Here is a 26,798-nt window from a genome sequence, read left to right as displayed (position 1 = left end):
CTCGGCCGCTTGCTGCTACTCTGCTCAGAGGCCCGCCGCCGAGGCAGTAGGAGGCCGCATGATCCGATCGATTCTCTACGCTACCGACCTTGGTCTCTACGCCCCGTACGTCCTCCAGCACGCCATGTCCCTCGCCCGCGCCTACGACGCCGAGATCCACGTGGTGCACGCCGTGGAGCCGATGGGGCTGTTCGCCGACTCCGTGCTGCAGACCTATCTGGATGCCGACACTCTCGCCGAGCTGCGCAGCAGCGGTTTGAGCACCGTGATGGGCAACATCGAGCGGCGGGTGATGGAAGGCTTCCGCGACGAACTCGGCGAACTGCACGAGGAGTCGGACATGATCCGTTCGGTGCGCGTGCTGCAGGGCGACCCGCCGCAGGTGATCCTCGACGAGGCGCAGCGCCTGGCCGTGGACCTGATAGTTGCCGGCAGCCACAGCCATGGCGAGGGCATGAACACGCCCCTGGGGCGCACCGCCGCACGGGTGGTGCAGCTGGCGGAAGTGCCGGTCTACCTGGTGCCCATGCTGCAGCACCGCAGCTGAAGGCGGCTGCGCGACGAACGGATGCGGCGCTCTGCCGCGCACTTTTTCCGGTGTCCGTGGGGTGCCGGGATGTTGCCAGAGGGGACGTAGTAGGCAAGCTCGAAAAAAACGTCTAACTTTATTCCTCAAACCATTAATATGGTTATAAAAGCAGAGCCCGGGTCGCGGGCCGCGACATCCATTTCGAGGAATCTCCATGAAGCTTCAGCAACTGCGCTATATCTGGGAAGTCGCGCACCACGACCTCAACGTTTCCGCCACCGCGCAGAGCCTGTACACGTCGCAGCCGGGCATCAGCAAGCAGATCCGCCTGCTGGAAGACGAACTGGGCGTGGAAGTCTTCGCCCGCAGCGGCAAGCACCTGACCCGCGTCACCCCGGCCGGCGAGCGCATCATCAACACCGCCGGCGAGATCCTGCGCAAGGTCGAGAGCATCAAGCAGATCGCCCAGGAATTCTCCAACGAGAAGAAGGGCACCCTGTCCATCGCCACCACCCACACCCAGGCGCGCTACGCGCTGCCGAGCGTGATCAGCGGCTTCATCAAGCAGTACCCGGACGTCTCCCTGCACATGCACCAGGGCACGCCCATGCAGATCGCCGAGATGGCCGCCGACGGCACCGTCGACTTCGCCATCGCCACCGAGGCCCTGGAGCTGTTCGGCGACCTGATCATGATGCCCTGCTACCGCTGGAACCGCTGCGTGATCGTGCCCCAGGGCCACCCGCTGACCAAGGTGCCGAAGCTGACCCTGGAACTGCTCGCCGAGCAGCCGATCGTCACCTACGTGTTCGGCTTCACCGGCCGCTCCAAGCTGGACGAGGCCTTCAACCAGCGCGGCCTGGTGCCCAAGGTGGTGTTCACCGCGGCCGATGCCGACGTGATCAAGACCTACGTGCGCCTGGGCCTGGGCGTGGGCATCGTGGCGCACATGGCGGTGGACCCGAAACTGGACAGCGACCTGGTGATGCTCGACGCCAGCCACCTGTTCGAGTCCAGCGTGACCAAGATCGGCTTCCGCCGCGGCACCTTCCTGCGCGGCTTCATGTGCGACTTCATCGAGAAGTTCGCTCCGCACCTGACTCGCGAGTTGCTGGCCAAGGCGGTGCAGTGCCACAACAAGGCTGAGCTGGACGAGCTGTTCGAGGGGATCGAACTGCCGGTTTATTGAGGCAGGTGTGAAACGGGTGGGGATTGGCGGGGGTTAGGTGGGGTAGGTGTTGGGTTCAAGAGCGCCCTCTCCCCAACCCTCTCCCGCAAGCGGGAGAGGGGGCTGTCCTGAGTGGCTTGTTGGTCCGGCGTCATCCTCCACCTTCATCATTCCCGCGAACGCGGGACGCGGCTCCATCGCGAACAGCGCTTGCGCTGGCCCGAAGGGGGAATAACCCAGTTGCCTCGGCTTGGGTGTTTCTGCGCCGCTCCGAGTTTGCCCGACCGTCTTGTTTCGCCCCCTCGGGCGAGTCCCTTTTGTCAGTCGCCACAAAAGGAACCAAAAAGGCTTGCCCCGACATACGGGCCCGATGGAGCCGGGCTACCCTCGCGAATTCCCCCGCCACGGAGGCCCGCCCCGAGGGTACGTCCCTGTAGCCCATCGGGGCTCTCGCGACATCCATGTCGCATGACCTCCTGAGCGCGGGTTTCGCTCGGCCTCCTGAAGGGGCGTTTCGGAGTGCGCGGATGTTTCTCTGGAAGTCTCAAGAGCAGCCAGAGCGAATGCGTTTGGCTTTTCGTAGGAGCGAGCTTGCTCGCGAACCGCCCGTCACTGGGTTCCCTCGTCCGCAGGAATGACGAGGTTAAGGAAGGCGCGAGAGGCCAGGTTCACAACCGAAACCATGCCGCTCGCCAGGCGCATTCAGTGACGCAACCACCCCCGGCTGATTGCCGGCGCCAGAACGCGTCGGTATAGCGTCTCGGCCTGGGCGGTCAACGTGCCGCCGTGGCGCTGCCAGAGCAGCCAGACCAGGCTGTTGCTCACCGCCGCCACGGCCAGCGCGCCGAGCATGTCCAGCGGGGAGTGGATGCCCAGGTAGACCCTCGCGTAGCCCACCGCCAGGCCGACGGCGCCGATCAACGCACCCAGCAGCCAGGCATCGTCGAACAGCAGGCTGAGAGCGCAGCCGGCGAAGAGGGTCAGGTGGTCGCTGGGGAAGGAGGCGTTGGCGGCGTGGGCCAGCCAGGCGTGGCCCAGGCCGATGGCGAAGGGGCGCGGGTGCGGCCAGAGCAGGCCGATCAGCAGGCTGAGCCCCAGCGCCAGCGAGGTCACGCCCAGGGCGCGCAGCAGGCGGCCGCGCAGGCCGTGGTCACCCCGGCACCACAGGTACAGCAACGCCAGCGGCAACAGGTAGAGCGGCACGGTGGCGATGAAGCGCGCGGCGTCGATCAGCCAGGCTGGCGTCTGCGCGGTGGCGTTGATGGCGAGGAACGCCTGGCGGTCGAGCGCCTCCAGCAGGTTGGGGCCGGGAGTAGGGAGCAAGGTGGGCATGGTCGATTCTTGTAAGAGGGCACGCAGGACTATAGGCGTCGGAGCCTGAAGACGGCATTAAGCTGGGACGAAAGGGCGATCAGAGTCGGTCGAGGTCGCTGCGCAGGGCCAGCTCGGCCAGTGCCTCGGGCGAGTCCTGCGGCGCCGGGCCGCGGCCTTCGAGAATCTCGTGGAGGAAGCTCATGAACACGGTGAACACCTGCTCGCGGCCGTCGTCGTGGCGCACCACGAAGAAGGGCGCGCTGTCCACGCCGTACTGGGCGGCGACCATCCAGCCGGCGCTGCCCGGGTTGCGTTCGTCGGCCACCAGCACGCGGTCGATGCGCGGCAGGTAGCCGCCTTTCTCCAGGCGTTGCTGCACGTCCTTGCACTTGCCGCAGTCCTCGCCGTCGGCCAGGACCTTCTTGACCATGGTGATGCGCATGGGGCTTTCCTCTTGCGGTAGGGGCAGGGCCTACCTTAAGCGCTGCGGCGCCGGCGGAAAACCCGTCGGCGACGAGCTCAGCCCTTGCTGATCAGGTTGCCGGCGTGCAGGCCGCATTCCTTCTGGGTGGCTTCCTCCCACCACCAGCGGCCTTCGCGCTCGTGCTGGTTGGGCAGCACCGGGCGGGTGCAGGGCTCGCAGCCGATGCTGATGAAGCCGCGCTCGTGCAGGCTGTTGTAGGGGATCTCCAGCATGCGGATGTAGGCCCAGACTTCCTCGCTGCTCATGCTGGCCAGCGGGTTGAACTTGTACAGCGGCTTTTCCGCCGTGGAGAAGGCGCCGTCCAGTTCGACCACCGCCACCTGGCTGCGGGTGCCGGGGCTCTGGTCCTTGCGCTGGCCGGTGGCCCAGGCGCTGACGGTGGCGAGCTTGCGCTTGAGCGGCTCGATCTTGCGGATGCCGCAGCACTCGCCGTGGCCGTCCTTGTAGAAGCTGAACAGGCCCTTTTCCTTGACGAAGGGCTCCAGCAGGCGCGGATCGGGGGTCATGACCTCGATGGCGATGCCGTAGTGCTCGCGCACCTGCTCGATGAAGCGGTAGGTCTCCGGGTGCAGGCGGCCGGTGTCCAGGCTGAACACCTTGACGTTCTTGTTGATCTTCCAGGCCATGTCCAGCAGCACCACGTCCTCGGCGCCGCTGAAGGAGATCCACAGGTCGTCGCCGAAGTGCTCGAAGGCGAACTTGAGGATGTCCTGGGGGGACTTGCTGGCATAGGTCGCGGCGATTTCGGCGACGTCGAACGGATGGCTCATCAGGCGGTTTTCCACTTGTACTTGCGCGGTGCGCTATAAGGCTGCCGATCTTAACAAAGGCAGGGATATGCCCCTAAATAACCATCAGGAAGGTCGACTGTGTGCTTTGAGTATAAGCGCCGCGTTGCGCCGGCCCGGGCTAGCCGCTAGAGTGCCGCCTTCTGTCCAAACCTGCGGGGAATCGTTCGTGGAAATCGCCTGTCTCGACCTGGAAGGGGTACTGGTCCCGGAAATCTGGATCGCCTTCGCTGAAAAAACCGGTATCGAAGCGCTCAAGGCGACTACCCGCGATATCCCCGACTACGACGTGCTGATGCAGCAGCGCCTGCGCATCCTCGACGAGCACGGCCTGAAGCTGGCCGACATCCAGGAAGTGATCGCCACCCTGAAGCCGCTGGAAGGCGCGGTGGAGTTCGTCGACTGGCTGCGCGAGCGCTTCCAGGTGGTGATCCTCTCCGACACCTTCTACGAATTCTCCCAGCCGCTGATGCGCCAGCTGGGCTTCCCGACCCTGCTGTGCCACAAGCTGGTCACCGACGAGACCGACCGCGTGGTCGGTTACCAGCTGCGCCAGAAGGACCCCAAGCGCCAGTCGGTGATCGCCCTGAAGAGCCTGTACTACCGCGTGATCGCCGCCGGCGACTCGTACAACGACACCACCATGCTCAGCGAAGCCCACGCCGGCATCCTGTTCCATGCGCCGGAGAACGTCATCCGCGAGTTCCCGCAGTTCCCGGCGGTGCACACCTACGAAGACCTGAAGCAGGAGTTCCTCAAGGCGTCGAACCGCCAGCTCGGTCTGTAATACCGGCGGGCCGGCGATGGCCCGGGGTTCGAGAAAGAACGCCGTTTCCCGTCATGGGCAACGGCGTTTTTTGTGGGCTCCAGGAAAACACGGGCGGGCTTGTCGACCTGCGCCGAGGCGCTCTTCGTAGGATGGGTTGAGCTTGCGAAACCCATGCGGGCGGGGTGATGGGTATCGCTTCGCTCAACGCCATCCTACAGGTGTATGGATCACACCCGGAATTGCCCCATCAACCCCTGCTGGTGATTCGCCAGGTCGTTCAGCGACTGGCTGATCTGCGCCGACTCCTGGGCCTGGCCGGACAGCGATTCGGTCACGTCGCGGATGCCCGCCACGTTGCGGTTGATCTCCTCGGCCACCGCGCTCTGTTCCTCGGCGGCGCTGGCGATCTGCAGGTTCATGTCGTTGATCACCCCCACCGCCTCGCCGATGCGCTGCAGCGCGGCCACCGCCTGCTCGACCTGGCTGACGCTGCCCTGGGCCTGCTGGTGGCTGCTGTGCATGGCATGGACCACTTCGCGGGTGCCGTTCTGCAGGCCTTCGATCACCTGGCGGATTTCCTCCACCGAGTCCTGGGTGCGCTTGGCCAGGTTGCGTACTTCGTCGGCTACCACAGCGAAGCCGCGTCCGGCCTCGCCGGCGCGGGCCGCTTCGATGGCGGCGTTGAGGGCCAGCAGGTTGGTCTGCTCGGCGATGGCGCGGATCACCTCCAGCACCGAGCCGATCTGCTCGCTGCTGGCCGCCAGGCCCTCGACCTGGGTCATCGCCTGGCTCATGTCGCGGGCCAGTTCGTCGATGGCGCGGGTGGTCTGGTCGATTACCGCCAGGCCGTCGCGGGTGGCGCCGTCGGCCCCGCGGGCGGCGTCGGCGGCCATGGCCGCGCTGTTGGCCACGTCGTGGGCGGTGGCGCTCATTTCCTGGGAGGCGGTGGCCACCTGCTCGATCTCGCGGAACTGCTGCTGCATGCCGGCGCTGGTCTGGGTCGACAGCGCGGCGGACTGGTCGGCGGTGGCGCGGGCGTCCTGCACCGAAGCTTTCACGTCGCGGATGATCGGCTGCAGCTTGTCGAGGAAGCGGTTGAACCAGCCGGCCAGCTCGCCCAGTTCGTCCTGGCCCTGGTACTTCAGGCGCTGGGTCAGGTCGCCCTCGCCGCTGGCGATGTCGCGCAGCATGCCGGCCACGCCGAGGATCGGGCGCGTCACGCCGCGGGCGGTCAGCCATACCAGCAGCAGGCCGAGCAGGGCGGCGAGCAGGCCCAGGCCGAGTTCGACGACGGTGCCCTGGGTGCGTTGCTGGTCCAGCTCCTGCTGCAGTTTCACCGCCGGGCCCTGCAGCGCCTGCAGCGGCACGTCGATGAGCACGCCCCAGGCGTCGGCCTCGGGGATCGGGCGCAGCGGTTGCAGGGCGCGCAGTTCGCTGTCGTGTTCGAGGACCTTGTGCTGGTCGGCGCCGAGCAGTTGCAGCAGCTGCTCGCCCTGAGCGGGGTAGACCTCCTGCAGCTTCCTGCCGAGCTTGCCGGCGTCGGCGCTGTAGCCGGCGAGCAGGCCGGCGGGGCTGACGATGGCGACGCGGCTCTGGCCTTCGTAGAGTTCCTGGCTGCCTTCATGGGCGATTTCCTGCAGGCGGTCGAGGGCGATGTCCACGCCCAGCACGCCGACCAGCTTGCCGTCCACCCGCAGGGGCAGGGCGATGCTGGTCATGAGGATCTTGCGGTTGCCCACTTCGTCGACGTAGGGCTCCAGCACGCAGGTCTTGCCGGCGGCCTTCGGGCAGGTGTACCAGGCGTTGTAGGCCGCGCCGCTGGGGCCGGGGCTGGTGTCGGCGAGCATCTTCTCGTCCATCGGCTCGGCTTCCAGTTTGCCGGGGGTGGCCTGCGCCCAGTATTGCGAGAAGCGTCCCTTTTCGTTGCTGCCGATCTCCGTGCGGCCTTCGGCCTGCGCGTCATGGCCGTCGAGGGCGTCGGGCTCGAAGGCGAGGTACAGGCCGAGCAGTTCGGGGTTGGCCGCCACCGCGTCGCGCATCTGCCGGTTCAGCTCCTCACGCAGGGCCAGGGTGTCCAGGCCGCGCTGGGCGGCGAGCTGGCGCATGGCCAGGGCCTGGCGGGCGAAGCTCTGTGCGTAGCGGTAGGCGTCGCTGAAGTAGCGCTGGATGCGCATCGCCTGGATTTCCCCACGGGCGCGCAGGCGGGCTTCGGCGGCATCGTCCAGCATGTGCGTGCTGGATTCCTTCACCAGCGCGGTGCTGTGCTGCATGCGGAAGATCGAGAGGCCGGCGAGCAGCGAGACCACGCCGAGCAGGCACAGGCCCGCGAGCAGGGTGATCTTCCACTGGATGGAGAGGCGACGGAAGGGCATGGGGGTGTCCTCTGCGGGAACCTTGGGGATGTTCGGAAATATCGGCGGCTGTGCGATTTTCTTTACAGACATTGCTACCGTCCGTCGGCTGGGCTTCTGGGGCGCCAGTCTCGCGCCGGGTTGCACTTCGCCACCCATCTGCTGACTAATGTGCAGGCCACTCTCGGCAGATGGGATTGCACATGCTCGATTCGAAACTGGAAAACCGGACGTTCCTGATACTGCTGGCGGTGGTCAGCATCGCCTTCGCCTGGCTGCTGCTGCCGTTCTACGGCGCGGTGTTCTGGGGCACCATCCTGGCCATCATCTTCACCCCGGTGCACCGCCGGCTGCAGGCGCGCCTGGGTGGGCGCAGGAACCTGGCGGCGCTGATCACATTGAGCGCCTGTATCCTCATCGTGATCCTGCCGGTGATCTTCATCGCCGGCTCGCTGGTGCAGGAAGGCGCCAACCTCTACCAGAGCCTGAAGTCCGGCCAGCTGAACCTCGCCGGCCTGGTGCAGCAGGCCTTCGCCGCCTTGCCGCCGTGGGCCCACCAGTGGCTGGAACGCTTCGACCTGGGCGACCTGTCGAGCCTGCAGGAGAAGCTTTCCAGCGGCGCCATGCAGGCCAGCCAGTTCGTCGCCACCAAGGCCTTCAGCATCGGCCAGAACACCTTCGACTTCGTCGTCAGCTTCGGCGTGATGCTCTACCTGCTGTTCTTCCTGCTGCGCGACGGCCGCACCCTGGGCCGGCGGATCAAGCAGGCGGTGCCGCTGGACCACGAGCACAAGCAGCACCTGTTCACCAAGTTCACCACCGTGGTGCGCGCCACGGTGAAGGGCAACATCGCCGTGGCCGCCACCCAGGGCGCGCTGGGCGGGCTGATCTTCTGGTTCCTCGGCATCCAGGGTTCGCTGCTGTGGGGCACTCTGATGGCCTTCCTGTCGCTGCTGCCGGCGATAGGCGCGGGCCTGGTGTGGGTGCCGGTGGCGGCCTGGTTCCTGCTCACCGGGGCGATCTGGCAGGGCGTGGTGCTGATCCTCTTCTGCGTGCTGGTGATCGGCCTGGTGGACAACATCCTGCGCCCGATCCTGGTGGGCAAGGACACCAAAATGCCCGACTACGTGGTGCTGATCTCTACCCTGGGCGGTATGTCGCTGTTCGGCCTCAACGGCTTCGTCATCGGCCCGCTGATCGCCGCGCTGTTCATCGCCAGCTGGGACCTGTTCACCGGCCGCGAGGAAACCGAGGATTTGGCGGGGTAGGGGAGGGCCTGAGGATTGCGTAGGAGCAACGGTCTGCGCCGAGGTGCTTTTCGTAGGATGGGTTGAGCTTGCGAAACCCATGCGGTTGCGCTGATGGGTATCGCTTCGCTCAACACCATCCTACGAAAAGCCATGCTTGCTCCTACGGTTCCAGGAAGCACGGCGTTTCGCAGGCAATAAAAAACCCCGCCGAGGCGGGGTTTTTCTTTGCTGCCTGCGATCAGCCGGTGATGGCTACCGCCAGGCCGGAGTGCTGGAGGATGTCCAGCAGCGGCTGCGGGTAGACGCCGAGGAAGAAGGCCAGCAGGGCGATGGCCACCAGCATGATGCCGCCGGCGCGCTGGGCCCAGTCCAGGGGGGCGTCGTGGCGCTTCATGTTCGGCTCGACCAGGAACAGGGTGACCATGACGCGCAGGTAGTAGTACAGGCCGATGGCGCTGCCCAGCACCAGGGCGCCGACCAGCCACCACAGGTGCGACTCGACGCCGCTGGCGATGACGTAGAACTTGCCGATGAAGCCGGCGGTCAGCGGGATGCCGGCCAGGGACAGCATCATCACGGTCATCACTGCGGTCAGCACCGGACGGCGCCAGAACAGGCCGCGGTACTCGAACAGCGCGTCGGCGTCGCGGCCGCCGTAGGGGGTGGACATCAGGGTGACCACGCCGAAGGCGCCCAGGGTGGTGACCACGTAGGTGGTCAGGTAGACGCCGACGGTCTCCACGGCCAGGCCGTTGCTGGCCACCACGGCGATCAGCAGGTAGCCCAGGTGGGCGATGGAGGAGTAGCCGAGCAGGCGCTTGAGGTTGCTCTGGGTCAGCGCCAGCAGGTTGCCGACCAGGATCGAGATGACCGCGATGACCGCCAGGGCGACATGCAGCACGCCGCTGTGCAGGGCCGCCGGGGCGATCTGGAACAGGCGCAGCAGCACGGCGAACACGGCGACCTTGGCGGCGGTGGCGAGGAACGCCGCCACCGGGGCCGGGGCGCCTTCGTAGACGTCCGGGGTCCACAGGTGGAAGGGCGCCAGCGACAGCTTGAAGCCCAGGCCCACCAGCATCATGCCCACGCCGATGGTCAGCAGCGGGCTGTGCACGGTGCCTTCGGCCAGGGCGCTGCCCAGGCCGGCGAAGTCCAGGGTGCCGGCTTCGGCGTAGAGCATGGCCATGCCGAACAGCAGGAAGGCCGAGCCCGCGGCGGACAGCACGGTGTACTTGATGCCGGCTTCCAGGCTGCGCTTGTTGAAGAAGGCGTAGGCCACCATGCCGTAGACCGGTACCGAGAGCAGTTCCAGGCCGATGAACAGGCCGGCCAGGTTCTGCGCCGCCACCAGCACCAGGCCGCCGGCGGTGGCCAGCAGCAGGAGCAGGTAGAGCTCCTCGCGGTTGCCCGGGTAGCTCTCCATGTAGGCATGGGCGAGGGTCGAGCAGGCGAGGGCGGCGATCAGGATCAGCGCCGAGTAGAACAACGCGAAGTTGTCGATCAGCAGCAGCGGGGTGACGGCGATGGGGGTCGCCTTGATCGCCCAGAGGATCGACAGCAGCGCCAGGTTGAGGCCGATCATCGAGAGGGTGGCGATCAGCCGGTGGTTGCGTTTCCAGGCGACCGCCAGCATCACCACCACCAGAGTGGCGCTGGTGATGAGCAGCGGCAGGAGCGCGATGAAGTGTTGGATCGTGAAGGTCATTTCGCGACTACCGTGCGGCAAGGGTGGAAAGGGCGGAATCGAACCACTGCTGGACACCGTGCATGGTGGCGGCGGAGGTATCGAGAACCGGCTGCGGGTAGATGCCGAGGATGATCAGCAGGACCGCCAGGCCCAGGACCATGCTCAGCTCGCGGGCGTTCAGGCCGGCGATCGGCGTATCCGCCTTCGCCGGGCCGAAGTAGGCGCGGTGGATCATGATCAGCGAGTAGATCGAGGCGAACACCAGGCCGAAGGTGGCGATGACGATGACCACCGGCACGGTCTTGAAGGCGCCCAGCAGGATCAGGAACTCGCCGACGAAGTTGCCGGTGCCCGGCAGGCCCAGGGACGCGGTCGCGAAGAACAGGGCCACGGCCGGCAGGTACGGGATGCGCGACCACAGGCCGCCCATCTTGCGCATGTCGCGGGTGTGCAGGCGCTCGTAGAGCTGGCCGCAGAGGATGAACAGCGCGGCGGCGGACAGGCCGTGGGCGATCATCTGGATCACCACGCCCTGCAGCGCCTGCGGGCTGCCGGAGTAGATGCCGATCATCACGAAGCCCATGTGCGACACGCTGGAGAAGGCCACCAGGCGCTTGATGTCTGTCTGCGCGAAGGACAGCAGGGCGCCGTAGAAGATGCCGATCAGGCCCAGGGTCATGGCGATGGGCGCGAACTCCGCCGAGGCGTTGGGGAACAGCGGCAGGGCGAAGCGGATCAGGCCGTAGGCGGCGGTCTTCAGCAGGATGCCGGCCAGGTCCACGGAACCGGCGGTGGGCGCCTGGGCGTGGGCGTCCGGCAGCCAGGAGTGCACCGGCACCACCGGCATCTTCACCGCGAAGGCGACGAAGAAGCCGAGCATCAGCAGCCACTCGACGTGCTCGCTCATCTGCGTCTTCAGCAGGTCGGCGTAGTTGAAGGTCAGCACGCCGGTGCTGTTGTAGTGCACGAACACCAGGCCGAGGATCGCCACCAGCATCACCAGGCCGCTGGCCTGGGTGAAGATGAAGAACTTGGTGGCGGCGTAGATGCGCGTCTTCTTGCCGTCGTCCGAGCTATGGCCCCAGAGCGCGATGAGGAAGTACATCGGCACCAGCATCATTTCCCAGAAGAAGAAGAACAGGAACAGGTCGACGGCGAGGAACACGCCGATCACGCCGCCGAGGATCCACAGCAGGTTCAGGTGGAAGAAGCCGATGCGGCGCTGGATCTCGTTCCACGAGCAGAGCACGGACAGCACGCCGAGCAGGCCGGTGAGGGCGACCATCAGCAGCGACAGGCCGTCGATGGCCAGGTGCACGCTGATGCCGAAGCGCTCGATCCATTGCAGCTTGAATTCGGCGGTCCACTGCGGCTCGCCACCCGGCGCGGGCGCCAGGTGGAAGTCGCCGGTGTGCCACAGCCACAGGCTCAGCGCCAGGGTCAGGGTCATGGAACCCAGCGCGACCCAGCGGGGCAGGGTCTTGCTGGTGTACTCGGCGATCCAGCAGAGGAAGCCGCCGATGAAGGGGATCAGGATTAGCCAGGGCAGAATCATGACGGGCTCGATCTCTTTCGTGAATGCGTTAGGCCAGTAGCAGCGCGAGCAGCAGCACCGCGCCGCCGACCAGGGAAGCGGCGTACCAGCGCAGGCGGCCGTTCTCGGTCAGGCTCAGAAGGGTGTGCCCACCGCGGGCGGACAGCGGCACCAGGACCAGGGTCTGGTCGATGGGGTCGCGGCCGAGCAGGCGGCAGAGCAGCAGGTAGGGTTTCACGAACAGCTTGTCGTACAGCCAGTCGAAGCCCCAGGCGTGGTACCACCAGGTGCCGAAGAAGCGGCCCGGCGCGCTCTTGGCCAGGGCGCTGACGAAGCGGCGCTTGCCGAGGAACAGCAGGCCGGCCAGCAGGATACCGGCCAGGGCGATGGCGCCCGAGGCGATTTCCAGGCTGTGCTGGGCTTCGCCGCCGGCATGGCCGACGCTTTCCGGCAGCACGCCGTGCAGCGGCGGGGTGATCAGCGCGCCGATGAAGGTCGACAGCACGATCAGCACCGACAGCGGCAGCCAGTGGCTGATGCCATGGCCGGCGTGGGCCTCGGTCTTCTGCTCGCCGTGGAAGGCGATGAAGATCAGGCGGAAGGTGTAGATCGAGGTCAGGAAGGCACCCACCAGGCCAGCGATCAGCAGGTTCTGGTGACCGCTGGCGAAGGCTTCCCAGAGGATCTCGTCCTTGGAGTAGAAGCCGGCGGTGACCAGCGGCAGGGCGGCCAGGGCCGAACCACCGACGATGAAGCTGGCGTAGGCCAGCGGCAGCTTCTTCCACAGGCCGCCCATCTTGAAGATGTTCTGCTCGTGGTGGCAGGCGACGATCACAGCACCGGAGGCGAGGAACAGCAGGGCCTTGAAGAACGCGTGGGTCATCAGGTGGAAGATCGCCGCGTCCCAGGCGCCGACGCCCAGGGCCAGGAACATGTAGCCGATCTGGCTCATGGTCGAGTAGGCGAGGATGCGCTTGATGTCGGTCTGCACCAGGGCGGCGAAGCCGGCCAGGACCAGGGTGACCGCGCCGACCACGCCGACCAGTTCCAGCACGTTGGGCGCCAGGGTGAAGATGCCGTGGCAGCGGGCGATCAGGTAGACGCCCGCGGTGACCATGGTCGCCGCGTGGATCAGCGCCGAAACCGGGGTCGGGCCGGCCATCGCATCCGCCAGCCAGGTCTGCAGCGGCAGCTGGGCCGACTTGCCGACCGCGCCGCCGAGCAGCGCCAGGGCCGCCAGGCTCACCCACAGGTCGCCTTGGGCGAAGTGCTGCGGGGCCAGCACCAGCAGTTCCTGGATGTTCAGGGTGCCCAGCTGCTGGAACAGGATGAACAGGCCGAAGGCCATGAACACGTCGCCCACGCGGGTGACGATGAAGGCCTTGAGCGCCGCGTTGCCGTTCGGTACGTGGCTGTAGTAGAAGCCGATCAGCAGGTAGGAGCACAGGCCCACGCCTTCCCAGCCGAAGTACAGGAACAGCAGGTTGTCGCCCAGCACCAGGAACAGCATGCTGGCGATGAACAGGTTGGTGTAGGCGAAGAAGCGCGAGTAGCCGGCTTCACCGCGCATGTACCAGCTGGCGAACAGGTGGATCAGGAAGCCGACGCCGGTGACCACGCCGAGCATGGTGACCGACAGGCCGTCCAGGTACAGGGCGAAGTTCGGCGCGAAGCCGTCGACGTTCATCCACTGCCACAGGACCAGGGTGTAGGCGCCGCCTTCCGGCGGGGCGCTGTGGAAGCTCCAGATCGCCCAGAAGGCGGACAGCGCGGCCAGGCCGACCGAGCCGACGCCGACCAGCGCGGAGAGATTTTCCGACCACTTGCCGCGGGAGAAAGACAGCAGCAGGAAGCCGACCAGGGGGAACAGGAAGGTGAGGGGCAGCAGGTTCATCCGCGCATCTCGCTGGCAGCGTCGACATCGAGGGTATGGAAGCGGCGATACAGTTGCAGCAGGATCGCCAGACCGATGCTCGCCTCGGCCGCGGCCAGGCTGAGCACCAGGATGAACATCACCTGGCCGTCGGGCTGCGCCCAGCGGCTGCCGGCGACCACGAAGGCCAGCGCGGCGGCGTTCATCATCACTTCCAGGCTCATGAGTACGAACAGGATGTTGCGCCGGACCATCAGGCCGGCCAGCCCGAGACAGAACAGCACGCCGGAGAGTGCCAGCCCGTGTTCCAGGGGGATTGCATTCATGGTGTTATTCCTTCGCGTCGTGGCGGCCGAGGTGGTAGGCGGCGACCAGTGCCGCCAGCAGCAGCATCGAGGCCAGTTCGACGACCAGCAGGTAGGGGCCGAACAGGGCGATGCCCACGGCCTTGGCGTCCACGGTGGTGTGGCCGATGCCGGCGCCGCTGGGGTTGCGCGACAGCACCAGCAGCAGTTCGACGAGCAGGACGGCGGAAAGCACGCCCGGGCCGATCCAGACCCCGGGCTTGAGCCACTTGCGCTCCTGCTCGGCGATCGCCGGGCCCAGGTTGAGCATCATCACCACGAAGACGAACAGCACCATGATCGCGCCGGCGTAGACGATGATCTCCAGGGCGCCGGCGAACGGGGCGCCGAGGCTGAAGAAGGTCATCGACACGGCGAGCAGCGAAACGATGAGGTAGAGCAGGGCATGCACCGGGTTGCTGTTGGTGATGACCCGCAGGGTTGCCAGCACGGCGACGCCGGCGGCGAAGTAGAAAGCGAATTCCACGCGACGTCTCCTTACGGCAGCAGGCTTTTGACGTTGATCGGTTCGGCCTCGTTCTGCGCGCTGCCCTTGGGCTTGCCGGCGATGGCCATGCCGGCGACGCGGTAGAAGTTGTAGTCCGGGTTCTTGCCGGGGCCGGAGATCAGCAGGTCTTCCTTCTCGTACACCAGGTCCTGGCGCTTGAACTCGCCCATCTCGAAATCCGGGGTCAGCTGGATCGCGGTGGTCGGGCAGGCTTCCTCGCACAGGCCGCAGAAGATGCAGCGGGAGAAGTTGATGCGGAAGAACTCGGGGTACCAGCGGCCGTCGTCGGTCTCGGCCTTCTGCAGCGAGATGCAGCCGACCGGGCAGGCCACGGCGCACAGGTTGCAGGCCACGCAGCGTTCCTCGCCGTCGGGGTCGCGGGTGAGGACGATGCGGCCGCGGTAACGCGGCGGCAGGTAGACCTGCTCTTCCGGGTACTGCAGGGTGTCGCGCTTGCGGAAGGCATGGCCGAAGATCATCACCAGGCTGCGCAGCTGGGTGTAGGTGCCATGCACGATGTGCAGGATTTCTTTGATCATGGTGGTTCTCCTTACTGGGCCGCGGCCAGCACGCAGGCGCCGGTCACCAGCAGGTTGATCAGGGTCAGCGGAAGGCAGAACTTCCAGCTGAAGGCCATCACCTGGTCATAGCGCGGACGCGGCAGCGAGGCGCGGATCAGGATGAACAGCATGATGAAGAAGCTGGTCTTCAGGGCGAACCAGATGAACGGGATCTGCGGCAGCAGGCCAAACGGGCCGTGCCAGCCACCGAAGAACAGCGTCACCAGCAGCGCCGAGATCAGCACGATGCCGATGTATTCGCCGACGAAGAACATGCCCCATTTCATCCCGGCGTACTCGATGTGGTAGCCGTCGGCCAGTTCCTGCTCCGCTTCCGGCTGGTCGAACGGGTGACGGTGGGTCACGGCGACGCCGGCGATGATGAAGGTGCAGAAGCCGAAGAACTGCGGAATGATGAACCACAGGTGCTGGGCCTGGTAGTCGACGATGTCGCGCATGTTGAACGAGCCGACCTGGGCCACGATGCCCATCAGCGACAGGGCCAGGAACACCTCGTAGGAGATGGTCTGGGCCGAGGCGCGCAGGCTGCCGAGCAGGGCGAACTTGTTGTTGCTCGACCAGCCGGCGAAGAGCACCGCGTACACGGTCAGGCCGGCCATGGCGAAGAAGAACAGGATGCCGATGTTCAGGTCCGCCACGCCCCAGCTGGGGCTGATCGGGATGATGACGAAGGCGATCAGCAGCGCGCCCATGGCGATGACCGGGGCGAGGGTGAAGATCATCTTGTCGGCGAACGGCGGCGTCCAGTCTTCCTTGAAGAACATCTTGATCATGTCCGCGCCGAGCTGGAAGGCGCCGAACGGGCCGACCCGGTTGGGACCGTAGCGGTCCTGCCAGAGGCCCAGCAGGCGACGCTCGACCCAGCTCAGCAGCGCGCCGCAGACGACCACGGCGAGCAGGATGACGATGGCCTTGATGACCTCGACGATGATGTCGACGATGGCGGGTGTCAGCCAGCTCATGCTCATCAAACTCATTGGGCAGCCTCCTGCAGACCTTCAGCGACACCGCCGAAGACACCGGCGGGGATGCCGGCCAGGCCGGCCGGCAGGGCGACCAGGCCCGCGCCCAGCTCTTCGCTGATGCGCAGCGGCAGGCGCAGCTCGTGGCCCTTGACGCTCAGGTGCAGCAGCTTGCCTTCGGCCAGGCCCAGGCGCTCGGCTTCCTCGCGGCCCAGGGCCACGTAGGTTTCCGGGATGCGCTCCTGCACCGGCTTGGCGCGGGCGCTGTTCTCCTCGCTGCCGAACAGGTGGTAGAAGGGCACCACCTTGAACTGGCTGGCCGGGGTGTGGAACGGTGCCGGCACGTCGCTGAACCACAGGGCCTCGCCCTTGGCCTCGATCAGGCGCACGCCCGGGTCGCCGGCGCGCAGGTGGCCGCCGACCTCGTCCTGGAACTTGTTCCAGGCCTGCGGCGAGTTCCAGCCCGGGGACCAGGCGAAGGGAATCTGCTGACGCGGCTCGGCGCTGCCGGAATAGCCTTCCATGGAGAAGGCGAAGGCGCTGTCGATGTCCTGCGGGGCGCGGGGCTCGCTGACGTTGATGTTGGCGCGCATGGCGGTGCGGCCGGAGTAGCGGTGCGGTTCGCGCGCCAGCTTCAGGCCCTTGATGCGGAACGCGGCGTTCGGCGCGGCGTCGCGGATGCCGGCCAGTTGCGGCTTGGCGGCGACCACGGCGTCGATCACGTGGTCCAGCTGCGTCCAGTCGACGCGCTTGCCCTCGAGGGTGCTGTGCAGGGCGTGCAGCCAGCGCCAGCCTTCGCGGACCAGGTTGTCGGCGTTGTAGTAGGTCGGGTCGAAGACCTGGAAGAAGCGCTGGGCGCGGCCTTCCTGGCTGACCAGGGTGCCGTCGCCTTCGGCGAAGCTGGCGGCCGGCAGGACGATGTGCGCCTTGGCGCTGGTCGCGGTGCTCTGGTGGTCGGCGACGATCACCAGCTTGGCGGCGGCCAGGGCGGCGTCGACCTGGGCGGCTTCGGCGCGGCGGTACAGGTCGTTCTCCAGCACCACCACGGCGTCGGCGGCGCCGGATGTCAGTTGCTCCAGCGCGGCTTCGACGGACTCGCCGCCGAACAGGGTGAGGCCCAGGCTGTTGGCCTCGGGAACCACCAGGCTCAGCGAGCCGTTCTTCTCGCGCTGCTTCAGCGCGCTGGCGATGTTCGCCGCGGCTTCGATCAGGGCGTTGCTGCGCAGCGAAACGCCGGAAACCACCAGCGGGCGCTTGGCGGCCACCAGGGCGTCGGCGATGCGCTGGGCCAGGGCTTGCGCTTCCGGTTCCAGACCGGCCACGGCCGGGGCGCTCGGGTCGATCGCGTGGGCCACGGCGAAGCCCAGGCGGGCCAGGTCCTCGGGGGCGGCGTGCACGCACTCGGCGGCGACGTCGTCCAGGCGCGTCTCGGCCAGGCTGGCGATGAACAGTGGGTTCTTCTCGTGCTGGGCGATGGTCTTCACCGCGGCGTCGAGCCACGGCTGGATCTTCATCGCGGCGGCCATGTCCTCGCCCTTGCCCTTCACCGACTGGCGCAGGGCCAGGGCGATGCGGGCGGCGGTCTGGGTCAGGTCTTCGCCGAGCACGAAGACCGCGTCATGGTCTTCCATGTCGCGGAGGGTGGGGGAGGGCAGCGGGCCTTCCTGCATCACCTTGAGCACCAGGCGCAGGCGCTGCAGCTCGTCGGCGGCGATGCCGCTGTAGAAGTTGCCGGCGCCGACCAGCTCGGACAGCGCGTAGTTGCTTTCCAGGCTGGCGCGCGGCGAACCGATGCCGATCACCTTGCGGCCCTTGAGCAGGGCGGCGGCCTGGTCGAGGGCGCCATCCAGGCTCAGCTTCTGCTTGCTGAGCATCAGCATCGGCTGGCGCGGACGGTCCTCGCGGTTGACGTAGCCGTAGCCGAAGCGGCCGCGGTCGCAGAGGAAGTAGTGGTTCACCGAGCCGTTGTAGCGGTTCTCGATGCGGCGGATCTCGCCGTAGCGCTCGCCGGGGCTGATGTTGCAGCCGCTGGAGCAGCCATGGCAGATGCTCGGGGCGAACTGCATGTCCCACTTGCGGTTGTAGCGCTCGGAGTGGGTCTTGTCGGTGAACACGCCGGTCGGGCAGACCTCGGTCAGGTTGCCGGAGAACTCGCTCTCCAGCACGCCGTCCTCGATGCGGCCGAAGTACACGTTGTCGTGCGCGCCGTAGACGCCCAGGTCGGTGCCGCCGGCGTAGTCCTTGTAGTAGCGCACGCAGCGGTAGCAGGCGATGCAGCGGTTCATCTCGTGGGCAATGAACGGGCCGAGCTCCTGGTTCTGGTGGGTGCGCTTGGTGAAGCGGTACCGGCGCTTGTTGTGGCCGGTCATCACCGTCATGTCCTGCAGGTGGCAGTGACCGCCTTCCTCGCACACCGGGCAGTCGTGCGGGTGGTTGGTCATCAGCCATTCGACGACGCTTTCGCGGAAGGCCTTGGCCTCTTCGTCCTCGATGGAGATCCAGGTGTTGTCGGTGGCGGGGGTCATGCAGGACATGACGAGGCGACCACGCTTGTCGTTCTCGTCGGTGTACTGCTTGACCGCGCACTGGCGGCAGGCGCCGACGCTACCGAGCGCCGGGTGCCAGCAGAAGTAGGGGATGTCGAGTCCGAGGGACAGGCAGGCCTGCAACAGGTTGTCCGCCCCATCGACTTCTAACGTCTTGCCGTCTACGTGGATAGTGGCCATGGTTCAAGTTCTTCGTTGGCCCGTTGTCAGCGGGCTTGGCTAAGGGAAATCACGGCTCCGTCGGGCCGGCGGCATGCCGCGGCGCTACGACGGAACATCGCCGGGCCCGCGGGCCCGGCATCCAAAGCTTTACGCGCCGACGCGTTGCGGTTGCGGCGCGGCCTGAGCCTGGCGGGAGACGCCCGCTTCGAACTCGGGACGGAAATATTTCAAGGCACTGCCCAGCGGTTCGACGGCGCCCGGTGCGTGGGCGCAGAAGGTCTTGCCTGGGCCGAGGAAGTTGACCAGCTGCTCGAGGGTCTCGAGGTCGCCGGGCTGGCCTTCGCCGCGCTCCAGCGCGCGCAGGAGCTTCACGCTCCACGGCAGGCCGTCGCGGCACGGAGTGCACCAGCCGCAAGACTCGCGGGCGAAGAACTCTTCCATGTTGCGCAGCAGCGAGACCATGTTGATGCTGTCGTCCACCGCCATGGCCAGGCCGGTGCCCATGCGGGTACCGACCTTGGCGATGCCGCCGGCGTAGAACAGGGCGTCCATGTGCTCGGGGAGCAGGAAACCGGTGCCGGCGCCGCCGGGCTGCCAGGCCTTGAGCTTGTAGCCCTCGCGCATGCCGCCGGCGTAGTCCTCGAAGACCTCGCGCACCGGGATGCCGAAGGGCAGTTCCCAGATGCCGGGGTTCTGCACCTTGCCGGAGAAGCCCATGAGCTTGGTGCCCATGTCTTCGCTGCCCGGGCGCGCCAGGCCCTTGTACCAGTCGACGCCGTTCTCGACGATCGCCGGCACGTTGCACAGGGTCTCGACGTTGTTGACGCAGGTCGGCTTGCCCCAGACGCCGACGGCGGCGGGGAAGGGCGGCTTGGAGCGCGGGTTGGCGCGGCGGCCTTCCAGCGAGTTGATCAGCGCGGTTTCTTCACCGCAGATGTAGCGGCCGGCGCCGGTGTGGACGAACAGCTCGAAGTCGAAGCCGCTGCCGAGGATGTTCTTGCCCAGCAGTCCGGCGGCCTTGGCTTCGTCGATGGCGCGGTTGAGGTTGCGCGCCGCGTCGACGTATTCGCCGCGCAGGAAGATGTAGCCGCGGTAGGCCTTCAGTGCCCGCGCGGAGATCAGCATGCCTTCCACCAGCAGGTGCGGCAGCTGCTCCATGAGCATGCGGTCCTTCCAGGTGTTGGGCTCCATCTCGTCCGCGTTGCACAGCAGGTAACGGATGTCGAGGGATTCGTCCTTGGGCATCAGGCCCCATTTCACGCCGGTGGGGAAGCCCGCGCCGCCGCGGCCCTTGAGGCCGGAGTCCTTGACGGTCTGGACGATGTCGTCGGCAGCCATTTCGGCCAGCGCCTTGCGCGCGGCGGCGTAGCCGTTCTTCGCCTGGTATTCCTCCAGCCATACCGGGGCGCCGTCGTCGCGCAGGCGCCAGGTCAGCGGGTGGGTTTCCGCGGCGCGCGCGGTGCGGTTGGGGGTGCCGTAGGAGGTGAGGAGCGTCATGCGTAGGCCTCCAGCAGTTTGGCGACCGCCGACGGCTCGAGATTGCCGTGGGTATCGTCGTCGATCATCAGCGCCGGGGCCTTGTCGCAGTTGCCCAGGCAGCACACCGGCAGCAGGGTGAAGCGGCCGTCGGCGGTGGTCTGGCCGAGGCCGATGCCGAGCTGCTTCTGGATCTCGCCGACCACCGACTCGTGGCCGCCGATGTAGCAGACCATGCTGTCGCACACGCGGATGATGTGGCGGCCTACCGGCTGGCGGAAGATCTGGCTATAGAAGGTGGCCACGCCCTCGACGTCGCTGTCGGGGATGCCGAGGATCTCGGCAATTGCGCCGATGGCGCCGTCCGGCACCCAGCCGCGCTCCTTCTGGACGATCTTCAGGGCTTCGATGGACGCCGCGCGGGAGTCCTCGTAGTGGTGCAGTTCGTGCTCGATGGCCGAGCGCTCGGTTTCGCTCAGGGCGAAACGGTCAGTCTGGATGATGGTGCTCATGATCAGCGGTCCACGTCAGCCATAACGAAGTCGATGCTGCCCAGATAGGCGATCAGGTCGGCGATCATGCTGCCGTTGATGACCGACGGAATCTGTTGCAGGTGCGCGAAGCTGGGCGTGCGGATGCGCGTCCGGTAGCTCATGGTGCTGCCATCGCTCGTCAGGTAGTAGCTGTTGATACCCTTGGTCGCCTCGACCATCTGGAAGGCTTCGTTGGCCGGCATGACCGGGCCCCAGGAAACCTGCAGGAAGTGGGTGATCAGCGTCTCGATGTGCTGCAGCGTGCGCTCTTTGGGCGGCGGCGTGGTCAGCGGATGGTCGGCCTTGTACGGGCCTTCGGGCATGTTCTTCAGGCACTGCTCGATGATGCGCAGGCTCTGGCGCATCTCGCCCATCTTCACCATGCAGCGGTCGTAGGCGTCGCCGTTGTGGGCCAGCGGCACTTCGAACTCGAAGTTCTCGTAGCCGGAGTAGGGGCGGGCCTTGCGCAGGTCGAAGTCGCAGCCGGTGGCGCGCAGGCCGGCGCCGGTGGTACCCCACTCCAGGGCCTGCTTGGTGTTGTACTGCGCCACGCCGATGGTCCGGCCGCGCAGGATGCTGTTCTGCAGCGCCGCCTTTTCATACTCGTCCAGGCGCTTGGGCATCCAGTCGAGGAATTCGCGGACCAGCTTGTCCCAGCCGCGCGGCAGGTCGTGGGCGACGCCGCCGATGCGGTACCAGGCCGGGTGCAGGCGGAAGCCGGTGATGGCCTCGACCACCTTGTAGGCGCGCTGGCGGTCGGTGAAGGTGAAGAACACCGGGGTCATGGCGCCCACGTCCTGGATGTAGGTGCCCAGGTACAGCAGGTGATTCAGGATGCGGAAGAACTCCGACATCATGATGCGGATGACGTCGACGCGCTGCGGCACCTTGATGCCGGCGAGCTTCTCCACCGAGAGCACGTACGGCAGGTTGTTCATCACCCCGCCGAGGTAGTCGATGCGGTCGGTGTAGGGGATGAAGCTGTGCCAGGACTGGCGCTCGGCCATCTTCTCGGCGCCGCGGTGGTGGTAGCCGATCTCCGGCACGCAGTCGAGGATCTCTTCGCCGTCGAGCTGCAGGATGATGCGGAAGGCACCGTGGGCGGAGGGGTGGTTCGGGCCGAGGTTGAGGAACATGAAGTCCTCGTTCTCGCCGTGGCGTTTCATGCCCCAGTCTTCGGGCTTGAAGCGCAGGGCTTCCTGTTCCAGCTCCTGCTTGGCCACGGAGAGCGAGTAGGGATCGAACTCGGTGGCGCGCGCCGGGTAGTCCTTGCGCAGCGGGTGGCCCTGCCAGGTCGGCGGCATCAGCATGCGGGCCAGGTGTGGGTGGCCGTTGAAGTGGATGCCGTACATGTCCCAGACCTCACGCTCGTACCAGTTGGCGTTGGGCCAGATACGGGTGGCGGTGGGCAGGTTGAGGTCGTTCTCTGAGAGGGCCACCTTGATCATCACGTCGCTGTTACGCTCGAGCGACATCAGGTGGTAGAACACGCTGAAGTCGGCGCCCGGCAGGCCGCGACGGTGGGTGCGCAGGCGCTCGTCGACCCCGTGGAGGTCGTAGAGCATCACGTAGGGCTTGGGTACGTTGCGCAGGAAGGTGAGGACGTCGATCAGCTTCTCGCGGCTCACCCAGAGGACCGGCATGCCGGTGCGGGTGGCCTGGACGGTGAAGGTCTCGGCGCCAAAGCGGGAATTCAGTTCGACGACTATGTCTTGGTCGTCCGCCTTATAGGGCGGGATGTACAGAGCGGAGTCTGCGGTCATGGTCTCGGTCGCTATCGGTCAACGGTGGAGTGAAGTAAGGGCCTCTCGTGGAGGTCGGCTTCACACTTCGTCGGGGCTGCGCAGGTTGGTGACCGCAATGCGCTGTTCGCGCTTGAGGTCCTTCTGGGCAGGCATTTCGGCACGGTAGATGCCTTGATCGCCAACCACCCAGGACAACGGGCGACGCTCCTGGCCGATGGATTCCTGCAGCAGCATCAGGCCTTGCAGGAACGCCTCGGGGCGGGGCGGGCAGCCGGGGATGTAGACGTCCACGGGGAGGAACTTGTCGACCCCCTGGACCACCGAGTAGATGTCGTACATGCCGCCGGAATTGGCGCACGAGCCCATGGAGATCACCCACTTGGGTTCCAGCATCTGCTCGTACAGGCGCTGGATGACCGGGGCCATCTTGATGAAGCAGGTGCCGGCGATGACCATGAAGTCCGCCTGGCGCGGCGAGGCACGAATCACTTCGGCGCCGAAGCGGGCGATGTCGTGCGGCGCGGTGAACGCCGTGGTCATCTCCACGTAGCAGCAGGACAGGCCGAAGTTATAGGGCCACAGCGAGTTCTTGCGACCCCAGTTGACGGCGCCGTTGAGAACATCCTCGAGCTTGCCCATGAAGATGTTCTTGCTGACCTGCCCCTCTACCAGAGGGTCGTCTACCGTTTCGCGCTGGCCGATCGGGTACTGATCGTTGGCCGCATCGGGGTCGATCCGGGTAAGTTTGTATTGCATCGCCAAAGCCTCATTGTTTTAGCTTCGCCTGCCGCTCGCGACGTGCCGCCGGCGCCCAATCGAGCGCGCCGACCCGCCAGAGGTAGACAAGACCTGCCAACAGAATTGCAATGAAAATGGTGGCCTCGACCAGACCGGCCCAACCGCTTTCACGGACGGACACGGACCAGGCGAAGAGGAAGAGGGCTTCGACGTCGAAGATCACGAAGAGCATCGCGACCAGATAGAATTTTGCCGACAGGCGCAGGCGTGCGCTGCCGGTGGGAACGATGCCGGATTCGAAAGGCTCGTTCTTGCTGCGACCAAATGCCTTGCTGCCCAGCAGCGAGGAAACCCCTAGCATGAAGGCCAGCAGGCCGACCACGCCTAGAAGGAAGGCGGCGAGTCCCCAGTGTTGAGCTGCAAGTTCAGCTGGGTTGGGCATGCCGATACTCCTTCCTACAAAAATTAGCGGTGGTCTTGGATTCCGGGCCTTCGCCCGGCTGCATGAACCTCGGGCTCAAGATAGCGAGCTAAGGGTTCGAGTGATCTTTCCAATTTTATGCCCAAAGCCTCGGGCAAGTAAATTTTTCTAACACAAACAGATGCTTCCAAATCGGGCAAAAGGCTTTTGCATTTTTGTCCGGGCCCCGGCTGCAGGCCGCTCCGCGCCTGGGCTGGCACGGTTCAGGCTTTGGTCGAATGGCACTTTTGCAGATAAGAAGAAAGTATTTCTGTCGTTCCTTAAATGATAAATATTATCATTCGCGGTGTCGTTTATCCGTAACTTTACTACATATAGGCGTCGCACTTTTTATTGTCGGCGGTTTTAAGGGTTTATGGGCGTCAATTGGTGTCGGGAATTTCCCAATGGTCTGTTTAGGGGGCTGCTGCGTAGGGGCAATCGTCGGCATGGGCCGGCCTGCCGGCCGGATCGCGGATGAATCCGCTCCTACAGGTGGGTGTCAGCCCGGAGCGCAGTGCTTCCCGGCGAACTGTAGGAGCGGGCCCTGCCCGCGATTCGCGCGCAGGGCGCGCTCCTACATGGAATGACGTGGGTGGGGCAGCGTAGGAGCGGATCTTATCCGCGAATCGCGCCGATATGTCCGGCATCTCGGCGTAGCCGGCAAGCCAGTTGTTCGCTCCGCGTACTCGCAGAAGAGCGCCTTCTCCCGCAAGCGGGAGAGGGGCCGTTCGGAGTGGGTGGATGGTTCAGCGTCAGCCGGCGAGTGCGTAGGGCGCATAACCGTTCGCGGTTATCCGTCACATCTCGGCGGCGGACATGAAAAAACGCCGCTTCCCTGGGGAAGCGGCGTTTTCATTGGTGCTACACCTTTGCGGCTGGGCCGCTTCCCGGCCCCGAGGGGCCGGGCGAACCGGTTCTTAGTGGAACTGGTTCATGGTGTTGTCTTTGCCCGAGGCCTTCAGCGCGGCTTCGCCGGCGAAGTACTCTTTGTGGTTGTCGCCAATGTCGGAGCCAGCCATGTTCTGGTGCTTGACGCAGGCGATGCCCTGGCGGATTTCCTGACGCTGCACGCCCTTCACGTAGGCCAGCATGCCCTGGTCGGCGAAGTAGCCCTTGGCCAGGTTGTCGGTGGACAGGGCCGCGGTGTGGTAGGTCGGCAGGGTGATCAGGTGGTGGAAGATGCCGGCGTGGGCCGAACCGTCGCGCTGGAAGGTGCGGATCTTCTCGTCGGCGATCTGGGCCAGTTCGGTCTCGTCGTACTCGACGCTCATCAGCTTGGCGCGGTCGTAGGCGGAAACGTCCTTGCCTTCGGCGACGAACGCATCGAACACCTGCTGGCGGAAGTTCAGGGTCCAGTTGAACGACGGGCTGTTGTTGTACACCAGCTTGGCGTTCGGGATGACTTCGCGGATGCGGTCAACCATGCCCTTGATCTGGCCAACGTGCGGCTTCTCGGTTTCGATCCACAGCAGGTCGGCGCCGTTCTGCAGCGAGGTGATGCAGTCCAGGACGCAGCGGTCTTCGCCGGTGCCCTTGCGGAACTGGAACAGGTTGGAGGGCAGGCGCTTGGGACGCAGCAGCTTGCCGCCGCGGTTGATCACCACGTCGCCGTTCTGCAGTTCGGCCGGGCTGATCTCGTCGCAGTCCAGGAAGGAGTTGTACTGGTCGCCCAGGTCGCCCGGTTGCTTGGTCACGGCGATCTGCTTGGTCAGGCCGGCGCCCAGGGAGTCGGTACGGGCGACGATCACGCCGTCGTCAACGCCCAGTTCGAGGAAGGCGTAGCGAACGGCGGCGATCTTGGCGAGGAAGTCTTCGTGCGGGACGGTCACTTTACCGTCCTGGTGGCCGCACTGCTTCTCGTCGGAAACCTGGTTCTCGATCTGGATGCAGCAGGCACCGGCTTCGATCATCTTCTTGGCCAGCAGGTAGGTGGCTTCCGGGTTGCCGAAGCCGGCGTCGATGTCGGCGATGATCGGCACCACGTGGGTTTCGTAGTTGTCGATCTGGTTCTGGATCTCTTCCTGCTTGGCCTTGTCGCCGGCTTCGCGGGCGGCGTCCAGGGCGGTGAACAGCAGGTCCAGTTCGCGGGCGTCAGCCTGGCGCAGGAAGGTGTACAGCTCTTCGATCAGGCTGGAGACCGCGGTCTTCTCGTGCATGGACTGGTCGGGCAGCGGGCCGAACTCGGAGCGCAGCGCGGCGACCATCCAGCCGGACAGGTAGAGGTAGCGCTTGTTGGTGGTCTTCAGGTGCTTCTTGATGGAGATCAGCTTCTGCTGACCGATGAAGCCGTGCCAGCAGCCCAGGGACTGGGTGTAGACGGAGGAGTCGGCGTCGTATTCGGCCATGTCCTTGCGCATGATGGCCGCGGTGTACTTGGCGATATCCAGGCCAGTCTTGAAGCGGTTCTGGGCGCGCATACGGGCGACGGACTCGGGGTTGATAGCGCTCCAGCTGCTGCCGAACTTCTCTTTCAGGGCGGCAACGGCCTTGATGTCGTTCTGATATGCGGACATGGTCAACAATCCTTCAAAAAATGTGTTGGTTGAGCACCGACTTCCCACGCAGGGCTCGTGGGATCGCTCGCCGCGGATGGCGAAATGACGACTGGAAGGATTGACACAGAGGGGGAGGGGTGGCGCGGGCGAACAGGTAGATGATCGCAGCGATGGCATCCGGGATCGCTTGCCGGCTCGTGGCTGCCGTTGGGCGAGGGCGAATGGCTGCATTCGACCATCTTGCTGATACGTTGGTTGCTTCCCCGTCCCTCAGGACAACTTCTTGCCAGTCGCAACCTCGTCATTTCGCCTTGTGGGCTGTAACAACACGGACCGGCACAGCGAGTGGGCTGCGGGCTCGATCCGGAGGCCCGGTTCAGGGCCCCTGGTTAGCGGGAGCGAGGCCATCATGCCTTTCGAACAAACGTTCGTCAAACGTTTTGTAGTGTTTTTTTTGGACTACTACACGAAGGTCTAAGGAGGACTCTCCGGTCACCT

At 65.8% G+C, this 26,798-nt stretch carries 22 protein-coding genes and 1 pseudogene; 4 read left to right on the top strand and 19 right to left on the bottom strand.

Annotated features, from left to right (window positions below; all coding sequences use genetic code 11):
* The first annotated feature begins 58 nt into the window (after window positions 1-58).
* Window positions 59-547: a universal stress protein gene (locus tag IG194_RS01055; RefSeq protein ID WP_009623290.1), complete on the top strand. Its 489-nt coding sequence runs from the start codon at window positions 59-61 to the stop codon at window positions 545-547.
* Between the two features lie 196 nt (window positions 548-743).
* Complete coding sequence (gene cysB, locus IG194_RS01050; protein WP_009623289.1) at window positions 744-1,718, top strand: HTH-type transcriptional regulator CysB; 975 nt, start codon at window positions 744-746, stop codon at window positions 1,716-1,718.
* Window positions 1,719-2,399: 681 nt separating this feature from the next.
* Here cysB and IG194_RS01045 read toward each other — a convergent pair.
* The 3 genes from IG194_RS01045 to IG194_RS01035 all read right to left on the bottom strand — a co-directional run bounded on the left by IG194_RS01045 (window position 2,400) and on the right by IG194_RS01035 (window position 4,265).
* Entirely contained in the window at window positions 2,400-3,029 is a 630-nt protein-coding gene (locus IG194_RS01045) for a phosphatase PAP2 family protein (protein ID WP_058490164.1), read from the bottom strand.
* 79 nt (window positions 3,030-3,108) lie between these two features.
* Window positions 3,109-3,453 carry a hypothetical protein gene (locus IG194_RS01040; protein ID WP_009623287.1) on the bottom strand — a complete coding sequence of 115 codons (345 nt, stop codon included), beginning with the start codon at window positions 3,451-3,453 and terminating at the stop codon, window positions 3,109-3,111.
* 77 nt (window positions 3,454-3,530) lie between these two features.
* Complete coding sequence (locus IG194_RS01035) at window positions 3,531-4,265, bottom strand: phosphoadenylyl-sulfate reductase (RefSeq protein ID WP_009623286.1); 735 nt, start codon at window positions 4,263-4,265, stop codon at window positions 3,531-3,533.
* Window positions 4,266-4,452: 187 nt separating this feature from the next.
* Here IG194_RS01035 and thrH point away from each other — a divergent pair, with 187 nt between their 5' ends.
* Complete coding sequence (gene thrH, locus IG194_RS01030) at window positions 4,453-5,070, top strand: bifunctional phosphoserine phosphatase/homoserine phosphotransferase ThrH (protein WP_058490163.1); 618 nt, start codon at window positions 4,453-4,455, stop codon at window positions 5,068-5,070.
* Between the two features lie 209 nt (window positions 5,071-5,279).
* On the opposite strand, the gene IG194_RS33225 is transcribed toward thrH, so the two are convergent.
* Both IG194_RS33225 and IG194_RS33220 read right to left on the bottom strand, forming a co-directional pair.
* Complete coding sequence (locus tag IG194_RS33225) at window positions 5,280-6,035, bottom strand: methyl-accepting chemotaxis protein (RefSeq protein WP_370686620.1); 756 nt, start codon at window positions 6,033-6,035, stop codon at window positions 5,280-5,282.
* A 102-nt stretch (window positions 6,036-6,137) separates the two neighbouring features.
* Window positions 6,138-7,091 (bottom strand): annotated as a pseudogene (locus tag IG194_RS33220) (HAMP domain-containing protein); the annotation flags it as partial.
* 515 nt (window positions 7,092-7,606) lie between these two features.
* Between IG194_RS33220 and IG194_RS01020 the strand changes: the two are divergent.
* Complete coding sequence (locus IG194_RS01020; RefSeq protein ID WP_009623280.1) at window positions 7,607-8,671, top strand: AI-2E family transporter; 1,065 nt, start codon at window positions 7,607-7,609, stop codon at window positions 8,669-8,671.
* Window positions 8,672-8,891: 220 nt separating this feature from the next.
* Here IG194_RS01020 and nuoN read toward each other — a convergent pair whose 3' ends face one another.
* The 14 genes from nuoN to IG194_RS00950 all read right to left on the bottom strand — a co-directional run bounded on the left by nuoN (window position 8,892) and on the right by IG194_RS00950 (window position 26,318).
* The gene (gene nuoN, locus IG194_RS01015) at window positions 8,892-10,358 is read right to left on the bottom strand and encodes an NADH-quinone oxidoreductase subunit NuoN (protein ID WP_058490161.1); all 1,467 of its coding nucleotides are present in this window, start codon (window positions 10,356-10,358) and stop codon (window positions 8,892-8,894) included.
* Window positions 10,359-10,365: 7 nt separating this feature from the next.
* Entirely contained in the window at window positions 10,366-11,895 is a 1,530-nt protein-coding gene (gene nuoM, locus IG194_RS01010; protein WP_009623276.1) for an NADH-quinone oxidoreductase subunit M, read from the bottom strand.
* 28 nt (window positions 11,896-11,923) lie between these two features.
* On the bottom strand, window positions 11,924-13,768 hold the full coding sequence (gene nuoL, locus IG194_RS01005) for an NADH-quinone oxidoreductase subunit L (protein ID WP_058490160.1): 1,845 nt from the start codon (window positions 13,766-13,768) through the stop codon (window positions 11,924-11,926).
* Window positions 13,765-14,073, bottom strand: coding sequence for an NADH-quinone oxidoreductase subunit NuoK (gene nuoK / locus IG194_RS01000; protein ID WP_009623272.1), 309 nt, complete (start codon window positions 14,071-14,073; stop codon window positions 13,765-13,767). Before nuoK ends, nuoL begins: the two co-directional genes overlap by 4 nt.
* Window positions 14,074-14,077: 4 nt before the next feature.
* Window positions 14,078-14,578: an NADH-quinone oxidoreductase subunit J gene (gene nuoJ / locus IG194_RS00995; protein WP_043318272.1), complete on the bottom strand. Its 501-nt coding sequence runs from the start codon at window positions 14,576-14,578 to the stop codon at window positions 14,078-14,080.
* 11 nt (window positions 14,579-14,589) lie between these two features.
* Window positions 14,590-15,138, bottom strand: a complete 549-nt coding sequence (nuoI, locus tag IG194_RS00990; RefSeq protein ID WP_009623268.1) for an NADH-quinone oxidoreductase subunit NuoI — start codon at window positions 15,136-15,138, stop codon at window positions 14,590-14,592.
* A gap of 11 nt (window positions 15,139-15,149) precedes the next feature.
* A complete protein-coding gene (nuoH, locus tag IG194_RS00985; RefSeq protein ID WP_024128655.1) occupies window positions 15,150-16,142 on the bottom strand; it encodes an NADH-quinone oxidoreductase subunit NuoH in 993 nt (330 codons plus the stop codon).
* 11 nt (window positions 16,143-16,153) lie between these two features.
* Window positions 16,154-18,868 carry an NADH-quinone oxidoreductase subunit NuoG gene (nuoG, locus tag IG194_RS00980; RefSeq protein WP_058490159.1) on the bottom strand — a complete coding sequence of 905 codons (2,715 nt, stop codon included), beginning with the start codon at window positions 18,866-18,868 and terminating at the stop codon, window positions 16,154-16,156.
* Window positions 18,869-18,997: 129 nt separating this feature from the next.
* Window positions 18,998-20,347, bottom strand: a complete 1,350-nt coding sequence (gene nuoF, locus IG194_RS00975; protein WP_043318276.1) for an NADH-quinone oxidoreductase subunit NuoF — start codon at window positions 20,345-20,347, stop codon at window positions 18,998-19,000.
* Window positions 20,344-20,838: an NADH-quinone oxidoreductase subunit NuoE gene (nuoE, locus tag IG194_RS00970; RefSeq protein ID WP_009623260.1), complete on the bottom strand. Its 495-nt coding sequence runs from the start codon at window positions 20,836-20,838 to the stop codon at window positions 20,344-20,346. The genes nuoF and nuoE overlap by 4 nt, the downstream gene beginning before the upstream one ends.
* A 2-nt stretch (window positions 20,839-20,840) precedes the next feature.
* Entirely contained in the window at window positions 20,841-22,622 is a 1,782-nt protein-coding gene (nuoC, locus tag IG194_RS00965; RefSeq protein WP_009623258.1) for an NADH-quinone oxidoreductase subunit C/D, read from the bottom strand.
* A gap of 60 nt (window positions 22,623-22,682) precedes the next feature.
* The gene (locus IG194_RS00960) at window positions 22,683-23,360 is read right to left on the bottom strand and encodes a NuoB/complex I 20 kDa subunit family protein (protein WP_009623256.1); all 678 of its coding nucleotides are present in this window, start codon (window positions 23,358-23,360) and stop codon (window positions 22,683-22,685) included.
* A 10-nt stretch (window positions 23,361-23,370) separates the two neighbouring features.
* The gene (locus tag IG194_RS00955; protein ID WP_009623254.1) at window positions 23,371-23,784 is read right to left on the bottom strand and encodes an NADH-quinone oxidoreductase subunit A; all 414 of its coding nucleotides are present in this window, start codon (window positions 23,782-23,784) and stop codon (window positions 23,371-23,373) included.
* Window positions 23,785-24,722: 938 nt separating this feature from the next.
* A complete protein-coding gene (locus IG194_RS00950) occupies window positions 24,723-26,318 on the bottom strand; it encodes an isocitrate lyase (protein WP_058490158.1) in 1,596 nt (531 codons plus the stop codon).
* Between the last annotated feature and the right edge of the window lie 480 nt (window positions 26,319-26,798).

The sequence above is a fragment of the Pseudomonas sp. ADPe genome (genome assembly GCF_014843515.1).
Classification (GTDB): domain Bacteria; phylum Pseudomonadota; class Gammaproteobacteria; order Pseudomonadales; family Pseudomonadaceae; genus Pseudomonas; species Pseudomonas citronellolis.
Note: the sequence above shows the minus strand (reverse complement) of the source record. Positions and strands in the feature narration are given on the sequence as shown.

Excerpts from the sequence above, each read along its gene's own strand:
- IG194_RS01055 (WP_009623290.1), top strand. The coding sequence starts at position 59 with ATGATCCGATCGATTCTCTACGCTACCGACCTTGGTCTCTACGCCCCG.
- cysB (WP_009623289.1), top strand. The coding sequence starts at position 744 with ATGAAGCTTCAGCAACTGCGCTATATCTGGGAAGTCGCGCACCACGAC.
- IG194_RS01045 (WP_058490164.1), bottom strand. The coding sequence starts at position 3,029 with ATGCCCACCTTGCTCCCTACTCCCGGCCCCAACCTGCTGGAGGCGCTC.
- IG194_RS01040 (WP_009623287.1), bottom strand. The coding sequence starts at position 3,453 with ATGCGCATCACCATGGTCAAGAAGGTCCTGGCCGACGGCGAGGACTGC.
- IG194_RS01035 (WP_009623286.1), bottom strand. The coding sequence starts at position 4,265 with ATGAGCCATCCGTTCGACGTCGCCGAAATCGCCGCGACCTATGCCAGC.
- IG194_RS33225 (WP_370686620.1), bottom strand. The coding sequence starts at position 6,035 with ATGCAGCAGCAGTTCCGCGAGATCGAGCAGGTGGCCACCGCCTCCCAG.
- IG194_RS01020 (WP_009623280.1), top strand. The coding sequence starts at position 7,607 with ATGCTCGATTCGAAACTGGAAAACCGGACGTTCCTGATACTGCTGGCG.
- nuoN (WP_058490161.1), bottom strand. The coding sequence starts at position 10,358 with ATGACCTTCACGATCCAACACTTCATCGCGCTCCTGCCGCTGCTCATC.
- nuoM (WP_009623276.1), bottom strand. The coding sequence starts at position 11,895 with ATGATTCTGCCCTGGCTAATCCTGATCCCCTTCATCGGCGGCTTCCTC.
- nuoL (WP_058490160.1), bottom strand. The coding sequence starts at position 13,768 with ATGAACCTGCTGCCCCTCACCTTCCTGTTCCCCCTGGTCGGCTTCCTG.
- nuoK (WP_009623272.1), bottom strand. The coding sequence starts at position 14,073 with ATGAATGCAATCCCCCTGGAACACGGGCTGGCACTCTCCGGCGTGCTG.
- nuoI (WP_009623268.1), bottom strand. The coding sequence starts at position 15,138 with ATGATCAAAGAAATCCTGCACATCGTGCATGGCACCTACACCCAGCTG.
- nuoH (WP_024128655.1), bottom strand. The coding sequence starts at position 16,142 with ATGAGCTGGCTGACACCCGCCATCGTCGACATCATCGTCGAGGTCATC.
- nuoG (WP_058490159.1), bottom strand. The coding sequence starts at position 18,868 with ATGGCCACTATCCACGTAGACGGCAAGACGTTAGAAGTCGATGGGGCG.
- nuoF (WP_043318276.1), bottom strand. The coding sequence starts at position 20,347 with ATGACGCTCCTCACCTCCTACGGCACCCCCAACCGCACCGCGCGCGCC.
- nuoE (WP_009623260.1), bottom strand. The coding sequence starts at position 20,838 with ATGAGCACCATCATCCAGACTGACCGTTTCGCCCTGAGCGAAACCGAG.
- nuoC (WP_009623258.1), bottom strand. The coding sequence starts at position 22,622 with ATGACCGCAGACTCCGCTCTGTACATCCCGCCCTATAAGGCGGACGAC.
- IG194_RS00960 (WP_009623256.1), bottom strand. The coding sequence starts at position 23,360 with ATGCAATACAAACTTACCCGGATCGACCCCGATGCGGCCAACGATCAG.
- IG194_RS00955 (WP_009623254.1), bottom strand. The coding sequence starts at position 23,784 with ATGCCCAACCCAGCTGAACTTGCAGCTCAACACTGGGGACTCGCCGCC.
- IG194_RS00950 (WP_058490158.1), bottom strand. The coding sequence starts at position 26,318 with ATGTCCGCATATCAGAACGACATCAAGGCCGTTGCCGCCCTGAAAGAG.